15 protein-coding genes and 1 tRNA gene are annotated in these 15,829 nt (G+C 43.4%); 7 read left to right on the top strand and 9 right to left on the bottom strand.

Going from position 1 to position 15,829, the window contains the following annotated elements; all coding sequences use genetic code 11:
• Nucleotides 1-403 precede the first annotated feature (403 nt).
• Nucleotides 404-1,279: a 3-deoxy-7-phosphoheptulonate synthase gene (gene aroF / locus UYC_RS0127515; protein WP_016874070.1), complete on the top strand. Its 876-nt coding sequence runs from the start codon at nucleotides 404-406 to the stop codon at nucleotides 1,277-1,279.
• Between the two features lie 93 nt (nucleotides 1,280-1,372).
• Here the strand turns inward: aroF and UYC_RS0127510 are convergent, their stop codons facing one another.
• Nucleotides 1,373-1,651: a DUF3493 domain-containing protein gene (locus UYC_RS0127510; protein WP_016874071.1), complete on the bottom strand. Its 279-nt coding sequence runs from the start codon at nucleotides 1,649-1,651 to the stop codon at nucleotides 1,373-1,375.
• A gap of 38 nt (nucleotides 1,652-1,689) precedes the next feature.
• Here UYC_RS0127510 and UYC_RS0127505 point away from each other — a divergent pair.
• A tRNA-Thr gene (locus UYC_RS0127505) sits at nucleotides 1,690-1,761 on the top strand.
• Between the two features lie 256 nt (nucleotides 1,762-2,017).
• Here UYC_RS0127505 and lysS read toward each other — a convergent pair.
• On the bottom strand, nucleotides 2,018-3,544 hold the full coding sequence (lysS, locus tag UYC_RS0127500; RefSeq protein WP_016874072.1) for a lysine--tRNA ligase: 1,527 nt from the start codon (nucleotides 3,542-3,544) through the stop codon (nucleotides 2,018-2,020).
• A 175-nt stretch (nucleotides 3,545-3,719) separates the two neighbouring features.
• Between lysS and UYC_RS0127495 the strand changes: the two genes are divergently transcribed.
• From UYC_RS0127495 to UYC_RS0127480, 4 genes are all read left to right on the top strand, one after another.
• Entirely contained in the window at nucleotides 3,720-3,965 is a 246-nt protein-coding gene (locus UYC_RS0127495; protein ID WP_016874073.1) for a DUF433 domain-containing protein, read from the top strand.
• Nucleotides 3,965-4,321: a DUF5615 family PIN-like protein gene (locus UYC_RS0127490; protein WP_016874074.1), complete on the top strand. Its 357-nt coding sequence runs from the start codon at nucleotides 3,965-3,967 to the stop codon at nucleotides 4,319-4,321. The genes UYC_RS0127495 and UYC_RS0127490 overlap by 1 nt, the downstream gene beginning before the upstream one ends.
• 144 nt (nucleotides 4,322-4,465) lie before the next feature.
• A complete protein-coding gene (locus tag UYC_RS0127485; RefSeq protein ID WP_026087417.1) occupies nucleotides 4,466-5,680 on the top strand; it encodes a DUF4336 domain-containing protein in 1,215 nt (404 codons plus the stop codon).
• A gap of 174 nt (nucleotides 5,681-5,854) precedes the next feature.
• Entirely contained in the window at nucleotides 5,855-6,148 is a 294-nt protein-coding gene (locus UYC_RS0127480; RefSeq protein WP_026087418.1) for a type II toxin-antitoxin system Phd/YefM family antitoxin, read from the top strand.
• Nucleotides 6,149-6,301: 153 nt separating this feature from the next.
• Here the strand turns inward: UYC_RS0127480 and UYC_RS0127470 are convergent, their stop codons facing one another.
• From UYC_RS0127470 to pilM, 4 genes are all read right to left on the bottom strand, one after another.
• Nucleotides 6,302-8,767 carry a type IV pilus secretin family protein gene (locus UYC_RS0127470; RefSeq protein WP_016874078.1) on the bottom strand — a complete coding sequence of 822 codons (2,466 nt, stop codon included), beginning with the start codon at nucleotides 8,765-8,767 and terminating at the stop codon, nucleotides 6,302-6,304.
• A gap of 284 nt (nucleotides 8,768-9,051) precedes the next feature.
• A complete protein-coding gene (locus UYC_RS0127465; protein ID WP_016874079.1) occupies nucleotides 9,052-9,810 on the bottom strand; it encodes a hypothetical protein in 759 nt (252 codons plus the stop codon).
• Entirely contained in the window at nucleotides 9,807-10,568 is a 762-nt protein-coding gene (locus UYC_RS0127460) for a PilN domain-containing protein (protein ID WP_016874080.1), read from the bottom strand. The genes UYC_RS0127465 and UYC_RS0127460 overlap by 4 nt, the downstream gene beginning before the upstream one ends.
• A gap of 4 nt (nucleotides 10,569-10,572) precedes the next feature.
• A complete protein-coding gene (pilM, locus tag UYC_RS0127455; RefSeq protein WP_016874081.1) occupies nucleotides 10,573-11,679 on the bottom strand; it encodes a type IV pilus assembly protein PilM in 1,107 nt (368 codons plus the stop codon).
• 167 nt (nucleotides 11,680-11,846) lie between these two features.
• Here pilM and UYC_RS0127450 point away from each other — a divergent pair, with 167 nt between their 5' ends.
• A complete protein-coding gene (locus UYC_RS0127450; protein ID WP_016874082.1) occupies nucleotides 11,847-13,151 on the top strand; it encodes an ABC transporter substrate-binding protein in 1,305 nt (434 codons plus the stop codon).
• 54 nt (nucleotides 13,152-13,205) lie between these two features.
• Here the strand turns inward: UYC_RS0127450 and UYC_RS0127445 are convergent, their stop codons facing one another.
• The 3 genes from UYC_RS0127445 to UYC_RS0127435 all read right to left on the bottom strand — a co-directional run bounded on the left by UYC_RS0127445 (nucleotide 13,206) and on the right by UYC_RS0127435 (nucleotide 15,750).
• The gene (locus UYC_RS0127445) at nucleotides 13,206-14,459 is read right to left on the bottom strand and encodes a bifunctional folylpolyglutamate synthase/dihydrofolate synthase (RefSeq protein WP_016874083.1); all 1,254 of its coding nucleotides are present in this window, start codon (nucleotides 14,457-14,459) and stop codon (nucleotides 13,206-13,208) included.
• A gap of 142 nt (nucleotides 14,460-14,601) precedes the next feature.
• Complete coding sequence (locus tag UYC_RS0127440; RefSeq protein WP_016874084.1) at nucleotides 14,602-14,727, bottom strand: photosystem II protein Y; 126 nt, start codon at nucleotides 14,725-14,727, stop codon at nucleotides 14,602-14,604.
• 492 nt (nucleotides 14,728-15,219) lie between these two features.
• On the bottom strand, nucleotides 15,220-15,750 hold the full coding sequence (locus UYC_RS0127435) for a gamma carbonic anhydrase family protein (protein WP_026087419.1): 531 nt from the start codon (nucleotides 15,748-15,750) through the stop codon (nucleotides 15,220-15,222).
• Nucleotides 15,751-15,829: the final 79 nt, after the last annotated feature.

Genomic DNA, 15,829 nt, shown 5'->3' with positions numbered 1-15,829 from the left:
CTTCACACCTTTTTTAGTCCAGGGTCTTGACGCGGGTCTAAGCATCTGCTATTGTCTTTGAGTATAGGTGTAATTCTAGTTTTAAAAAAAGCCCCTCGCAGATGCTCACATATAATTCTTACTTTTATTATTGGTTTAGGGTGGTTCACCGGGAGTGAATTCAGTTTCCCAATGGAAACCGCCCGGTGAACCGCAGAGCAAACTCTGCGGTTTTTGTTTTTTAAGGAGAATCTCATCGTCATGATCTGTTTCGGTAGCTGGTTTTATTACTTTTACTTTTGGCCCAGAATAAGTTCCGGGTAAATAGCTTCATGACGATGAAACGCAAGCACCCGGAGCTTATCAAAGTTCCGGGTTTTTTATTATTAACCTCAAATTCTGTAACCCAAAGGAGAATTCCATCATGATTAGTGCAAAACTAGCTAGTAAGTCTGATACTGACCACCAAACAATTGTAAAACTCTCAGACAAAGTTGCTTTTGGTAGTAAAGAATTAGTAATTATAGGCGGGCCTTGTACCGTTGAAAGTTGGGAGCAAATGGAAACAGTTGCTCAAAACCTATCTGCCGCTCCCGTACAGGCATTGCGTGGCGGTGTCTTCAAACCCCGCACCTCCCCCTACGCCTTTCAAGGAATGGGAGAAGAAGGACTGAAAATTCTGGCAGGAGTGCGATCGCGCTACAATATCCCAGTTATTACCGAAGTCATGTCTATCTCCCAAATTGAGGTAGTTGCCGCCCACGCTGATATGCTTCAGATCGGTAGCCGCAATATGCAAAACTTTGACTTGCTCAAAGCTTTAGGACAAGCAGGTAAACCCATACTCCTCAAACGTGGTTTAGCAGCAACACTAGAAGAATTCGTGATGGCAGCCGAATACATCTTAAGCCACGGTAATCCTGATGTAGTGCTATGCGAGCGGGGTATCCGCAGTTTCGATAACTACACCCGCAATGTACTTGATTTAGGAGCAGTAGCAGCTCTCAAGCAAATTACTCACTTACCCGTAATTGTCGATCCGTCTCATGCCGTAGGTAAGCGAGAGTTGGTAGCACCTGTGGCTAAGGCTGCAGTTGCGTGTGGTGCAGATGGTTTAATTATTGAGTGCCACCCAGAACCAGAAAAATCTGTTTCTGACGCACGTCAAGCACTCTCTTTAGAAGAAATGGTGAATTTAGTTCATAGTTTAAAATCTGTAGCAGCAGCAGTTGGACGCAGTATATCAGAAGAATTAGGGGTAGGTTTCAAACCTGCCCCTATTTGTTTGTCTGCTGCATAATAAAATTTCACGAAAACTCTGATACAAATACAGACTGTGTAGAGACGCGAAATTACCCTACGGGAACCCCTGCGGTGTACGCGTCTCTACTGTCTAGGGTTTTTGCCTTCGCTCTTCCCAGCGCCATAAAAAAGCCATCAGCGCTATTATTCCAAGTTGCAATGCTAAGTTGGGCAAGGCAGTGTCAAGATTGCGCCCAGCTAGTGATTGAAAAAAAAAGATAAATGCTCCGATTAAACCAGAAGCACCGCCAGCAACATAGATAAATTTCCGTACATTACGATAAGGATTTTTAATTTCCGCCTTGAGACGAGCATATTGTTCTGAGTTAAGTTGGCTTGCTGTACGATTTTTGGGATTTGGCTGTACCATGATTACTAATGATGCTGTTATAATCTCAAGGTGAATGTGCCGATGTGGCTCAGTGGTAGAGCACTCGATTCGTAATCGAGCGGTCGCGGGTTCAAATCCCGCCATCGGCTTTGTTGAAGTAATGTTTGCGCCCGTAACCCACTAGAGAAAACGGTACGCTACAAAGTTAAGTTTCACTGTTAATAAATAAACTTTGAAAAACCTGTAGAAGTACATATAGTAGTTACCAGGTAGATTAGGACATCAACTTATGATGAAAGCCAGACATTAAGAGAGTTTCAAGCCTATTCCCCGTTCCCTGTTCCCTGTTCCCTGCTATATTTTAAGTCTCTACAGGTTTTTTGGAGATTCGATTTTAACTCTTTGCTAAGTTGCTGATTCTGAGGATGAGTCAGATTTTTCGGGTTTGAGTAAAGGGAAGGCGATCGCATCCCGAATACTCGGACTGTCAGTCAACAACATAATCAAACGATCTATTCCGATACCTAATCCACCTGTAGGCGGCAGCCCATATTCCAAAGCCGTAAGAAAATCTTCATCTACTCCCTGCGCTTCTAAATCACCTGCTGCTTTTCGTGCTGCTTGTTCTTCTAGGCGTTGTCTTTGCTCAATCGGATCGGTAAGTTCGGAGAAGCTGTTAGCAGTTTCTCGCCCGACAATAAATAACTCAAAACGCTCTACTAAATTAGGCTTGGAACGATGCGGTTTCGCTAGTGGTGAAATTTCCACTGGGTAATCGATGACAAAGGTAGGCTGGATGAGGTTTGCTTCTACCTTTTGCTCAAAGGCTTCATTGAGAAGTTTGCCAATTGAAGGACAATCTTCTATAGCTTCTAATCCGGCATTTTTACCAGCAGCTTTTGCTTCTTCTAGAGTTTGAAAAGAATTGAAATCTAAACCTGTATATTCTTTCACCAGATCGTGCATGGTGATGCGACGCCAAGGTGGTGTTAAATCAATAATTTGTCCTTGGTAGGTGATTTCCAACGTGCCGAGTACTTCTTTGGCGACGGTGGTAATAATTCCCTCCGTCAGTGCCATCATATCGTTGTAGTCGGCGTAGGCTTGGTAAACTTCTATCGTCGTAAATTCTGGATTGTGACGGGTAGAAATTCCTTCATTACGGAAAATTCGCCCCAGTTCAAATACCTTTTCAAAACCACCCACAATTAACCGCTTCAGATGGAGTTCTGTAGCAATTCGCAAATACAACTCCATTTCTAAGGTGTTGTGGTAAGTAATAAATGGGCGGGCATCCGCACCTCCTGCTTCTGCTTGCAATACAGGAGTTTCAATTTCTAGGAAACCACGCTCTTCTAAGTATCTCCGAATACCAGCAGTTATTTGGGCACGACGGCGAAAAGTCTCCCTGACTTCGGGATTAACGATTAAGTCTACGTAGCGCTGGCGGTATCTTTTAGCAACATCTGTTAACCCGTGCCACTTGTCGGGCAAAGGCAAGAGAGATTTCGTGAGAATTGCGTATTGTTTAACGAAAACTGATAACTCGCCCTTTTCAGTTCGTTTGATTGTTCCTTTGGCTCCGATAATATCGCCTACATCTGTAAGTTGTTTGAGGTGATTAAAGGCATCAGAATCGATATCTGCCATGCCTTCTTGGATGCGATTTTTCTCTAGATAAAGCTGAATATTACCCGTCTCATCTTGCAATGTGAAGAAAGCCAGTTTACCGAAGACGCGACGCGCCATAATGCGTCCAGCAACTGCCACCTCGATATCGACTTCTTCACCATTGGCTAGCTCGGCAAACTTTTCCTGCAATGGTGCTGCTTGGTGGGTAGATTCCCAATGATAAGCGTAGGGATTCATCCCTAGCTGTCTAAGCTGTTCTACTTTCTCCAGCCTGGCGGCACGGATATCTTCTTCCGACATGGTTAACGAACTCTCATAGGGCAAGAATTAATTATAGATGCTGTCAAAGTAGCATAAACTTTCAGCTGCATACAGGATGTCAAAATCTAGATCTGCTTTATCCTTTCTAAGCTTAACTTGGAAATAATAAAGGCGATCGCGTAAAAATAGCAGTAGCTTTCTCAGAATACAAATTATGGATTGGCGACAGTACATTCATTCAGAACCCAAAATTTTGCTAGGCAAGCCGACTGTGAAAGGAACTAGGTTGTCAGTAGAATTCTTGCTAGGATTGTTTGCTGCGGGATGGACAGAACAACAGGTTCTAGAAAATTATCCTACCCTTACTCCAGAAGCTTTACGAGCCGTCTTTGCTTTTACAGCTGAGTGTATGCGCGAAGAATCTTTTTATACGCAACCGCTGATATCTGAGGCGGGTTAATGCGTTTTCTAGCAAATGAAAATTTTCCCCGTAAAAGCGTAATATATTTGCGAACTGCTGGTTATGATGTGGCATATGGAAGCGAAGATGCGCCTGGTGCAGAAGACGCTGAAGTACTTGCACGCGCAGTTAGAGAGAAACGAGTAATTCTGACGTTCGACCGAGATTATGGAGAGTTAATTTACCGAATGCGGATGCCAGTGCCAGTTGGTGTTGTCTACTTTCGCTACTTTCCTGCTAGCCCAGAAGAGCCAGCTGTAGAATTACTTCGCATTTTGAGTATTGAGGGGTTATCTTTGGAGGGAAATTTTACGGTTATAGAAACTACACATATACGTCAACGTTCCCTGCCTTAATAGATTTTCTACAAAGGAGACTTAGCTGTTATACAACTTGAAAAGACCATAACAGATATTTTGTTTCAAAAAGTTCTTTCTACATAACGAGAAACCGTTCCAGTGCTAGAAATTGGAAAGGAGCAAAAAGTAGGTAGAGTACCTATGAACGCACACAGATATAAGTCGAAGTTACAAGCACAACAGCAACGTATACATCCAAAGGATTTGTCATGGCGATTTTGGGCTGCTTTACCACTTTACCCCTACGGCAAGCGGCAGACACTTTGCAGGGAAATAATTGAAGATACTATCTGGACATTTGAACAGCTTCAGGGTATTCTCTACACGATCGCCCCAATTCGGATGACAGTCATCAAGCTCGAAACAGGTGGCTTATTTGTTTATGCACCTGTTGCTCCGACAGCTGAGTGTGTGCGTATGATTAACGAGTTGGTGGCAGAACATGGTGACATTAAATACATTATCTTACCAACTAGCTCTGGTTTGGAACACAAAATCTTTGTTGGCCCCTTTGCTAGATGTTTTCCCCAAGCTCAAGTCTTCGTTGCTCCTAATCAATGGAGTTTCCCGTTCAATTTACCGTTGAGTTGGCTTGGTTTTCCTCAAAAACGGACTCAAGAACTCCCAGAAGATGCTAGCCTTGCTCCCTTTGCCAATGAGTTTGAATACGCAGTGTTGGATATCGACTTGGGAAGAGGATCTTTTGCCGAAGTTGCAGTTTTGCACAAGCGATCGCGCACTTTACTTGTCACTGATTCTATATTGTCTGTGCCAGAAGAACCACCTGCGATCGCTCAATTAGATCCGTATCCGTTGTTGTTTCATGCCAGAGACAATGCTGGCGAGGCGATAGAAGATAATCAAGCAAATCGTCGCAAGGGATGGCAACGCATTTCATTATTTGCGATTTACTTTCGTCCCAGTGCGGTGGAGATGATTAATTTGGGGCAAGCTTTTCGCGATGCTCTCAAAGCACCAGATCGTTCAAAAAAAGCTTACTTCGGTTTATTTCCGTTTCGATGGCAAGAAAACTGGCAAAAGTCATTTAATGCTCTACGCTTCAATGGGCGTCCATTTGTAGCGCCGATACTGCAAACTCTGATTTTTCCCCAAGCACCAACCCAAGTACTCAACTGGGCTGACAAGATAGCAACTTGGGATTTTCAACAGATAATTTCTTGTCACTTTGACTCACCCATTCAGGCAACTGGGCGTCAATTTCGGCAAGCATTTGCTTTCCTTGAGAAAAAACCTGCCATAAGCGAAGATTTGCCAGAGGAAGACTTGCAATTTATTAAGGAACTTGAGGCAGGTTTGATGAGGTGGGGAATTGCGACACCACCAAAAGAGTTTTGAAACGCAGAGGAACACAAAGGAAGCGCGGTGAACCAGCGCTGCGGGAGGGTTTCCCTCCGCTGGTGACTGGTGAACCCGAAGGGAGGAACGCAGAGTTTTTCTGTTCAAAAATTGCATTACACTTGTAGGCAAGATACACTAAATTTGCATTAAATTTGCTGTGCAGGAGGTAAAGTGTTTGATCTTAGTCGAGATATTAATTCTCTTTCAAACTTTAAGCGGAACACCGCAGAGTTTATGGAGCAGCTCAAGGAGACGAAACAGCCAATAGTGCTGACGGTGAATGGCAAAGCAGAACTTGTAGTGCAGGATGTAGAGTCTTACCAAAGATTGCTTGAAACTGCTGAGTTGGTGGACAGTATCAAAGGCATTCGCCGTGCCTTGGAACAGATGAAGCATGGAAAAAGCCGTCCTGCAGATCAGGTGATTGCAGAACTTAGACAAGAATTTGGTATTCCAGATGAGTAATGAGTATCGGGTTATTATTACACCCGAAGCTCAGGATGGTATTCGTCGTGCCTACGAGTGGGTCAAAGAATATTCCCCAAAACATTAAAGGACAGGTGGCATTCCTGTCCCGATAGTGACACATAATAATAAAAATTTGAACGCAGTTTTACCTCACCGTCTAGGAACCTGCAACCCTCGACGCTCTAGCATTTGCCTTACATCTGGACTCGGAGTGTAATTATAGCCATAGGAGGAGCGCTCCGAATCATCCATGACTTGAGGTGTGAGCAAAACAATCACTTCTTGGCGCTGATTGACTTTGTTTGTTTTTCTAAATAGCGAACCCAAGAGGGGAATATCACCTAAGATAGGAACCTTGGAGACACTAACACGATCTGATTCCTGAATAATACCGCTCAGAATTAGTGTCTGACCATCGCGCAGACGAATTAACCCTGATCTAAGACTTCTTTGTGCCAGCAGAGTAATCACACCATCAGGACTTGGCGTTGTACCATTAGGTGCAGACACAGTAGGAGCAACAGACAAAGAGACAAAACCATTATCATCAACCTTATCAACTTTAACTGCAAGAGTTAAACCTGCGTCCTTGATAATTGGCTTCCTTAAAATACCTGCATTTGCTGTTACTGTTTCAATACCCCCATACACTTCTGCTGTCAACTGCACTTGAGCTTCTTCCCCTTCTTGCACTGTCAAAGTCGGATCTGTCAAAATTTTGGCATTACCACTAGTGACTTGAGCTTGCAAACTCGCAAGGAAACGTTTGGGGAATTGAAATAGTGTCGGTAAACCGAATTCAGATGTTGCACGAGCGCCTTCTGCAAAAGAGGCAGTTTGTCGTCCAGTTACAGGATCGGTAGTAATAGTCACAACATCTGGTGTTCCCGGTGTAAAATCTGTCAGACCGGGAGTAGTTGGACTAGTGCTTGTAGGAGAAATAGGATTGAGGAAAGTTGCATCACCTGGAATATTCTGTACGACTTGACCATCTCGTATAACTCTCACTCCTGAACCTCCATTTGGCACAGTAAATGTACCATTGGGGTCTAAGAAAGGCTCTCCTGTGATTGGATTTTTGATTACTGGTGTACTAGTCACACTGCTTGCTGCCTCAGTAGCAGTAGGTGGTCTAGAACCACCAAAGTTGAGAGCTGCTGCACCACCATCATTAACAAAGAAATTTTTGTCAACACCAAAGGAAAAACTAGTGTTGAAATCTTTGGTATTCAAGAGGTTGACATCAATAATCTTGACGTTAATTGCCACTTGCCGACGGCGGATATCAAGCTGAGTTAGTTGAGCGATCGCAATATCAATTAACCTAGCAGGCCCTACTAAGGTAAGAGAATTGGTGCGTTGGTCTCCTGATGCCTGTAGACCTCGTAGTAAAGGTACTACATCTTTAAAATCTGTACGCAGAGTTTCTACTTTGAGTTCTGTAGTTGTCTGAGTTTGGGTAACTGCACTATTTGCTGCACCACCTACAGGCACAGCATTGACACTGGTAACTAATCGTTCCCGTGTAATAGCACTTTCTGCTCCCAAGGACACCAGAAAGCTCAAAGCAGTGTCCACCTTAATTTGATTAAGACGTAGATTCCGCATGATCAAATCACGGCTGGCATTTGGTAGGTTCGTTCCTACAAAAACTGTGCGACCATTGCGGTTAGCCTCCAAACCACTTAAGCGCAAAACATAGTTAAACACATCTTGCACTGGCTCGTTTTCTATATCTATGGAAATGGTTGGCCCTTCACCTGCGCTAGCTGCCCCTTGTTGTCCTCCTGTAGATGGTGCTGATGCTGCATAAGCCAGGTTCAAACCAGCAGCACGGGCAAGCAGTGATAAAACCTCCCGTACAGGAGCATCCCGCAATACAAGCCGAGGTACGCGTTCTTGTGTTCCCAAATCAACAACACTTGGGGAGGCGTCCATATTTGAGATCGCAATATCTCCAACTGGCGGAGCTACAGCTCTTGGCAAGAAAGGCGGAGCTGGAACGGGCGGTTGTCCAGGTTGTGCTGGTTGGGCAGTTGTACTATCAATACTGACTTGCGGATTGGGCACCATTGGAGTAGGGGAAGTAGGGGAGGCAGCGCCATGGGCGGGTTCCCCTACTTGTGGCGACTGCCGTGCAGTGCCTTGTGCTTGCCCTGGAGCAGGGTTAGCAGCAGGCATTTGAGGAGATGTTGAGGCAGTAGTTCCTTCTGGTGGTGTAAAGCCGAGAGTAACTCCGTTTGTTCCTCGCTTTACAGGTTGAGTGCTAGGGATGCCGTTAGTTCCGGTTATTATCAGTCTGATACTATTGGTATCTAGCTGGTTCATTTCAACCGACGTAATTCCTGGAGCAGGATTTTCTTGGCGAAAGTTATTACCTTTTGGTAAACGCAGTTGAGAATTAATAATATCTGCGACTAAAGAATTGCCCCTTTTTGTAGTAAAAATTTGGGGGCGGGAACTGGCAGAAGTTGTTAAAACAACATTGATTCCACCATTAACTGGTTTTAGTTGTACATTTGTAACTTGAGCAATTTGTGCCTTAACCGGATGAGCGGCTAAAAAAACTATTGCAGTAGCACCTAATATTAATCCGTTACCGTGAAGCTGTTTCACAGTTCATTCCTCACAAAACACCAAATTTTTAGACAATTTTTCAAATGTTTGTACTATCTAGCCTGGAAATAAATTTCCGACTAAGAAGCTTATCCCTGTGAAAACAGGTTTGAATCATTACCGAATTATTCATTCAGTAGAAACAGGATCTATTTCCTAGTTATTTGTACGTAAGTTAGAGCGCAGTTTGTTACTTGTATAGTTCCCTGAAAGTCTATGTAATTAACACTTTGGGATCAAAATCCTTGTCTTCCCTTCTGCCATCTCCCTTCTTTTACTTTCCATTACTTTTTGGCAGCTGCTTTAGCGGCGGCGGCAACTTCGTCTGGGTTAAGTGGCATCAATGCTTGCAATTGGAAAGATGTAGAAATCGGTGCCGGGCCAATTCTACTTAATGGTTTGCCTTTTTCGGGAGCAGGTTCTGGAGCCAGGCTAGATTGATAGTCTTTAACTATGAGCAAAGGCTGTAAACGCTCTATGTTGCGAAGAATTGATTGCGTTTGTTCATAGGTACCAACGATATCGATAGTGATGCTACTACGCTTCAATTTGCCGTTAACTCCTGGCCCTAGAGAACTATCGGTGATTGGTTCGGGTTTATTAGGAGCTGGGGTAAATTTCCTGAGTTTGGCTCTGACAGCATTGAAAGCAAGTTTCCCATTACCAGCCTCAATCAAACGATTCAAATCAATCAGTAATGTATCCAATGTTTTTTCATCAGCAAATAATGATAATAATTGGATCTGCTGCTGTTTTGCCTCGTTTTGCTCCTGTTTGACTTTGTCCATCTGTTTGATGGTAGATTTCTTTTGCTCTACTTGCCCTTGCAGATCGTTTTGCTTTGATTGCTGCTGTTGAAAGGATTCCCAAGCTGGCATCACCAAATTCATCACCATAAAAAGTGCTCCAGCAATTCCCAATACTCCCACTAAAATGCCAATAATTTTGGGTGTAAAGGTAATGCCAAAAACAACGGGGAAACCTGATGCCCCTTCGTCTAGCTCTCCGGCGTCAATAAAATTCAAATCTTCACTCAGCGTCATTTTTGAATGACTCCTGTTTTTTGCAGATTGCGAATGCGCGTTACTAATCCCACTGTGCCTTTTTGCTCTAATTCCCGAATGAGTTCGGAAGCTGGAACATCACTCATCGCGGATTGAATAGTGTATTTGACCATTGAGATTGTTTTGTTAGGTACACTCTTTCCCTCAGAATTTAGTACTGGTGTTTCTACTAGTTCAGCAGAAACAATTTTTGCTTCACTGGGTTTAAAGAAAGGAGATTGTTGCAAAACAAGCAAGAAATCGTTGACATCATTAAAAGAGCGAGCCTCTCCGTTAATTTCTATTCCTCCAGCAGGGTTTGGTTGTGGCTCTCCTTCTTTAGCGGCAACGGGTGGCATTTGCCTGACATTCTGTATTTGGACGGTTGCTGGAATGCGATCGCGTAATTCTTGCAACATTGCTGACCAAGGACGAATCTGATCGAATACGGAAACCAAAGATTGAGTTTGCTCCTTAATTCTGTTGGTTTCTTCCTTGATTTTGTTAATGCTTCCTATTTGTACCTCTAAGTTCTTATTTTCCTGTTCTAACTGTGCTATCTGCTGCTCTAAATCAGCATTTTTCGCTTGCAAGAACCACCAACCAACTCCCACCAACAGCGGGAAAACCAAACCAAGTCCAACTCCTATATATACAGGAGTGAAATTCCCGGCAGGGATTGCTACTTTTGCCTTTTTTTCAATCTTTTTCTGGAAAGCTGGACGGTCTTTGAGAAAATTAATTTCTAAACTGTACATTCTGCTACACCTCCCGCATTCCAAGTCCAAGCACTATTCCTAACCCAGGGCGTTGCACTGGGGGGTATTTTTCTTCATCAATTTGTAATGACAAAGCACCGACGGGATCTATTTGAGAGGTTGGTAAGCTCAATCGCTGTGTAAAAAATTCATCCAACTGTGCTAGCCCACCTCCTGCTCCTGCCAAAAAAATCTGCGCAACTTCCAAGTTTTCACTTTGATTGAGATAAAAATCGATGGAACGGCGCAGTTCGTCTGTGAGTTCTCCTAACACCCGCATCATTGCTGCTAACCCAGGATTCGCCTCGGTGACACCTGTTTTCCCTGCATCTTGTGGAGTTAAAGGAATGGTTATTCCCCGCAACAACTCCATATCTCGTGATGCAGGTACACTCATTGCCTTCGCGAGTGCCATTTGCATTTGATAAGTTCCAAGCGGCACTGTCCGCGAAAATTGCGGTACTCCATTTACAACAATGGCAATTTCTGTGCTGTCAAATTCTATATCGACAAGCACTGCTGCTTCTTGCGGCCCAAATTGCCGCAATTGATCGCGAATTGTGCGAATCAGCGCAAAACTGTTAATCTCTAATACATCGATTTGCAATCCTGCCTGTTCAAATGTTCTTATATAGGTATCAGTGATTTCCTTGCGAGTAGCAACAAGAAGTACCTGTACCTTTTCGATGCCATCCTCATCTACGAAGTACCCAAGTTTCTGATAATCTACATCAGCTTCTTCACGGGGATAAGGCAAATACAAACCTGCCTCATGGTTTAGTACCATCTCCCGTAGTTCTTTATCATCTAATTCTGCTGGGACGGGTATTAGACGCACAACTGAATCTCGTCCCGTCACAGAAGTCGCAACTCTAGAAGCGTTGATTTTACTTTCTGAGAGTGCCTGCTGAATAATTTGTGCCATTGCTGGAGGATCGGCAATTTGACCATCGATAAAAACACCTTCTGGAACTGACACAGATGTTAAAGCGTCTAGTTTCAGACCTTGGCGTTGCTTGCGTAAACGGGCTACATTCACGCATTGTGGTGCAAGTTCGATGCCAACTCCTTTATTAGATTTGCCAAACAGACTCGTGAAGCTTTTAACCACAGTTTTGCCCGCATGAATGCTAAATTGAAAAATTTAAATGTTAAGCTATTTTGTCCTTGGTCATTTGTCCCTGGTCATTGGTGAAGAATCAATGACTAATGACCTTATAATCTCGAAAATTCTGCATTATCTTTTCTCCTTGGTTGAATTCAAACACTACAAACAAAATGATTCAAATTCGGAAATTCAAACAATTAACTATTTGGGCGCTACTCGGTTTATTGACAACTTGGATTGTTAGTTGCAACGCAGGTAACGTCAGCACAAGCACAAAACAGGCATCTTCAGGAGCGGCAAAAGTTGAGTTTTGGACTATGCAACTCAAACCTCAATTCACCGACTACTTCCAAAGCCTGATTGCAAATTTTGAATCACAAAACCCAGGTATAAAAGTCAACTGGGTAGATATACCATGGGCGGAAATGCAAAACAAAATTTTAACAGCTGTCTCCGCAAAAACGCCACCTGATGTTGTTAACCTAAATCCAGATTTCGCATCCCAATTAGCGGGTCGAAATGCTTGGTTAGATTTGGATACAAAAGTTCCAAATAACGTCCGTTCCTCCTATCTGCCCAATATATGGAAAGCTAGTACGCTCAATGGCAAGAGTTTTGGGATACCCTGGTATCTCACCACACGGCTAACTATTTATAACACTGATTTATTAAAACAGGCAGGTATAAATAAAGTACCCGGTACTTACACTGAATTAGCAAAAATAGCTCAACAAATTAAAGATAAAACTGGTAAGTATGCCTTTTTTGTTACTTTCGTTCCGCAGGATTCCGGAGAAGTTTTAGAATCTTTTGTGCAGATGGGAGTAAACTTAGTAGATGCCGAAGGTAAAGCAGCTTTTAACTCTCCTCAAGGCAAAGCAGCATTTCAGTATTGGGTAGATCTTTATAAAAAAGGACTGCTTCCTAAAGAGGTATTAACGCAGGGACACCGTCATGCTATCGAACTTTATCAGGCTGGAGAAACAGCTTTATTAGCTTCGGGGCCTGAATTTTTAAAACAGATTAGCAAAAACGCACCGGCGATCGCTAAATATTCTGATATTGCACCTCAAATTACTGGCGATACTGGCAAAAAAAATGTGGCTGTCATGAATATAGTTATTCCCCGCGACACCAAACAACCTGATGCTGCTGTTAAATTTGCCCTATTTGTTACTAATGATGAAAACCAGCTAGCTTTTGCTAAACAAGCGAATGTTCTGCCATCTACAGTTAAGGCATTATCTGATAGTTACTTTAAAAATGTACCAGCAAATGCCCCAACTATAGATAAAGCGCGTGCAATTAGCGCTAGTCAACTACAACAGGCAGAAGTTTTAACTCCTAAATTGAAGAATTTCAATCTCCTACAAAAGGCAATTTATGAGAATTTGCAAGCAGCTATGTTGGATGAGAAGACAGTTGATAAAGCTGTAGAAGATGCAGCACAGGAGTGGAACAACACAAGGAGCTAGTTAATAGTTAATGAACACAGAACCCTGACTTCTTTGAGAAGTCGGGGTTCTTTTTTACTTAGTTTCTAAAAAATGCCCAATTAAATACAGCGAACCGCACAAGACAACAAGATTATCCGTTGAGCTAAAAGCTGTCTCTAGCCCTGATAATAAATCTGGATAAACAACACACAAGTTTAATTCAGGGCAAATTTGTTGAGCTAGCACAGCTAATTCTTCAGGATGAGCCGAACTATGATCTGGTACAGGTACTAAATACAATTGGTCATGAGGTTGCAATAAAGCTTTAAAGATATCCGTGTGGTCTTTTGTTGAGAGCATTCCCATCACCCAAGTGACTGCGGGAGTATTGAGGGTATTTACATAATCCCGTAAAACTTGGGCTGCGGCTGGGTTATGAGCGCCATCAAGTAATAATTTATGGTTTTTCCAACTAGTCCACTGCATCCGCCCCGGCCACTTGGTTTTTGCCATGCCGTTGACAATAGCTTTTTCCGAAATCTGCCAACCCCTTTGTTGCAAAATTTCTAATGCCGCCAATGCCAATGCTGAATTAGTCAATTGAATTTGTCCTTGTAGCGGTAAGGGATATTTAATAGTGACGTTTGGATTTATAATTGATTTATATTCTGCCCATCCCGTGGCAATTTGACGGGCGCTTTGAGGCATAAAGCTAGGGCAGTGCAATTCTAAAATACGCGATCGCACAACTTTGTCTGCATCTGGTGGCAAGTTTCCAACTACAGCAGGGCATCCTGGTTTGAGAATACCAGCTTTTTCTCTAGCAATATCGGCAACAGTAGGGCCAAGGTTCTGCCAATGTTCGCGGCTAATGGATGTAATGACAGTGATAAGAGGTTTATCGCAAACGTTGGTAGCATCCAAACGTCCTCCCAGTCCAACTTCTATTACTGCTATATCAACTTTTTGTTGAGCAAAATATAACCAGGCTGCTGCCGTAATCACTTCAAACTGAGTTGGTGGCTCACCATCTTTTGCAATGGCAGCTTGCACTTGCAGTAATAAATTGCAAAATTCCTCTGGGGAAATAGGCTGTTCGTTGAGGCAAATACGTTCCGTCCAATCGACTAAATGGGGAGAGATATAACGTCCTGTGCGATAACCTGCCTCTGTGAGTACTGAAGAAAGATAGGCACAAACAGAACCTTTACCATTAGTGCCAGCAACGTGAATGACTGGAACTTGGTGATGGGGGTTACCAAGATTCGCCAACAATTTTTGGATGCGTTCTAGTCCTAGATTGACGCCAAAGCGTTGAAAGGGTTTGAGTAAGGAGTCGATATCCACAAGTGGTTAATGGTTAATAGCTAATCGCTACTGGTAATGGACAACTAACCATTAGCAATTAACAATTAGCAATCAAGAATAAAACCGACTGCCTCTCATCTAGAGAAACAGTCAGTTTCTGACTAACGATGCGGAGTATAGTTTAGGCTTCTCTGTTTAAAAAGTTTTGCAATTGATTTAAAGCAGCAGCACCAATATTGAAAACTGCCCAACCAGCAGCGATCGCGATCGGCGCTAAGACAATAAGCAAACGCATATCTAAGTCCATATTTAGAACCCCTCTGTTAAATAGAGCTTAAAGTTTTATCAACTGTTCTCATTTTTTATTTTTAGCCCAAGTGGGCAACTTTTCTCAATAGATTATGTAAAGAATGTTTACAAAGTTGGTCAATGGTCATTTGTTAGTGGTTCGTAGGGGAGGCAGCGCGTTGCGGTGAGTCCAGTCCCCGTCTTGGCGGTTCCCGTCACGTAGACGCGGAGCGGCTTCCCGCCAGGGTAGGGGAACTGGCGTAGACGCCGGAGGCGGCTTCTCGCAGAGTGCCCGAAGGGAGGCTCCGCTCCGTTGTAGCGACTGCCGTGCGGGTTTTACTGACTATCTTTGGGTTGAAACAGACAATTTATCTTTTAAACCCGCCCGTACTTGGTGGTTAGTAGTTAGTAGTTAGTGGTTAATAGGTTTCTTGTCTATTCCTGTCCCCTTATCTCCCCCTCTCCTCTTCCCAGCGCCCCCGCGTCTCCGTGTCCCCTTGTCCCCTTCTCCTCAATGAGGAGCACCAAAACCCATATCAGTTCCTTTGCCAGCATGAAAGAGCGCTAACTTTTTGTAACGCTCGGCGTGTTCAATCAGTTCTGCGGCTTCAACATCTGTGACTTGGCGTACTACTTTTCCAGGGACACCAACAACCAAAGATTTAGGTGGGACATCTTTATTTACCACTGCGCCAGCACCAATAATGCTACCAGCACCCACCCGTACTCCATTTAAAATTATTGCGCCAATTCCAATTAAACTACCGCTTTCAATGTAAGCGGAGTGAACGACAGCACGATGCCCGACTGTAACATGATCTTCCAATATTGTCGGTTGACCGGGATCGCCGTGTAGAATGGCTCCATCTTGGATATTTGTACATTCACCAATTTCAATGCGTTCTACATCTGCCCTAATTACTGCTCCATACCAAATGCTTGCCCCTGTCGCTATGCATACCGATCCTATGACCACAGCGTTGTTGGCGACGAAGGAAGCTTGAGAAATGTCCACAGAAGACCAGTAGGAAGCGTTTGACACGATAGAATATGAATTGTGAATATGGTACTCAGGAACACTGGAGAAATCCAACCTTGAAAACTGGTTGCAAAACCAGGAT

The sequence above is a fragment of the Chlorogloeopsis fritschii PCC 6912 genome, assembly GCF_000317285.1.
Classification (GTDB): domain Bacteria; phylum Cyanobacteriota; class Cyanobacteriia; order Cyanobacteriales; family Nostocaceae; genus Chlorogloeopsis; species Chlorogloeopsis fritschii.
Note: the sequence above shows the minus strand (reverse complement) of the source record. Positions and strands in the feature narration are given on the sequence as shown.

Coding starts and splice junctions, on each gene's coding strand:
- aroF (WP_016874070.1), top strand. CDS start 404: ATGATTAGTGCAAAACTAGCTAGTAAGTCTGATACTGACCACCAAACA.
- UYC_RS0127510 (WP_016874071.1), bottom strand. CDS start 1,651: ATGGTACAGCCAAATCCCAAAAATCGTACAGCAAGCCAACTTAACTCA.
- lysS (WP_016874072.1), bottom strand. CDS start 3,544: ATGTCGGAAGAAGATATCCGTGCCGCCAGGCTGGAGAAAGTAGAACAG.
- UYC_RS0127495 (WP_016874073.1), top strand. CDS start 3,720: ATGGATTGGCGACAGTACATTCATTCAGAACCCAAAATTTTGCTAGGC.
- UYC_RS0127490 (WP_016874074.1), top strand. CDS start 3,965: ATGCGTTTTCTAGCAAATGAAAATTTTCCCCGTAAAAGCGTAATATAT.
- UYC_RS0127485 (WP_026087417.1), top strand. CDS start 4,466: ATGAACGCACACAGATATAAGTCGAAGTTACAAGCACAACAGCAACGT.
- UYC_RS0127465 (WP_016874079.1), bottom strand. CDS start 9,810: ATGACGCTGAGTGAAGATTTGAATTTTATTGACGCCGGAGAGCTAGAC.
- UYC_RS0127460 (WP_016874080.1), bottom strand. CDS start 10,568: ATGTACAGTTTAGAAATTAATTTTCTCAAAGACCGTCCAGCTTTCCAG.
- UYC_RS0127450 (WP_016874082.1), top strand. CDS start 11,847: ATGATTCAAATTCGGAAATTCAAACAATTAACTATTTGGGCGCTACTC.
- UYC_RS0127440 (WP_016874084.1), bottom strand. CDS start 14,727: ATGGACTTAGATATGCGTTTGCTTATTGTCTTAGCGCCGATCGCGATC.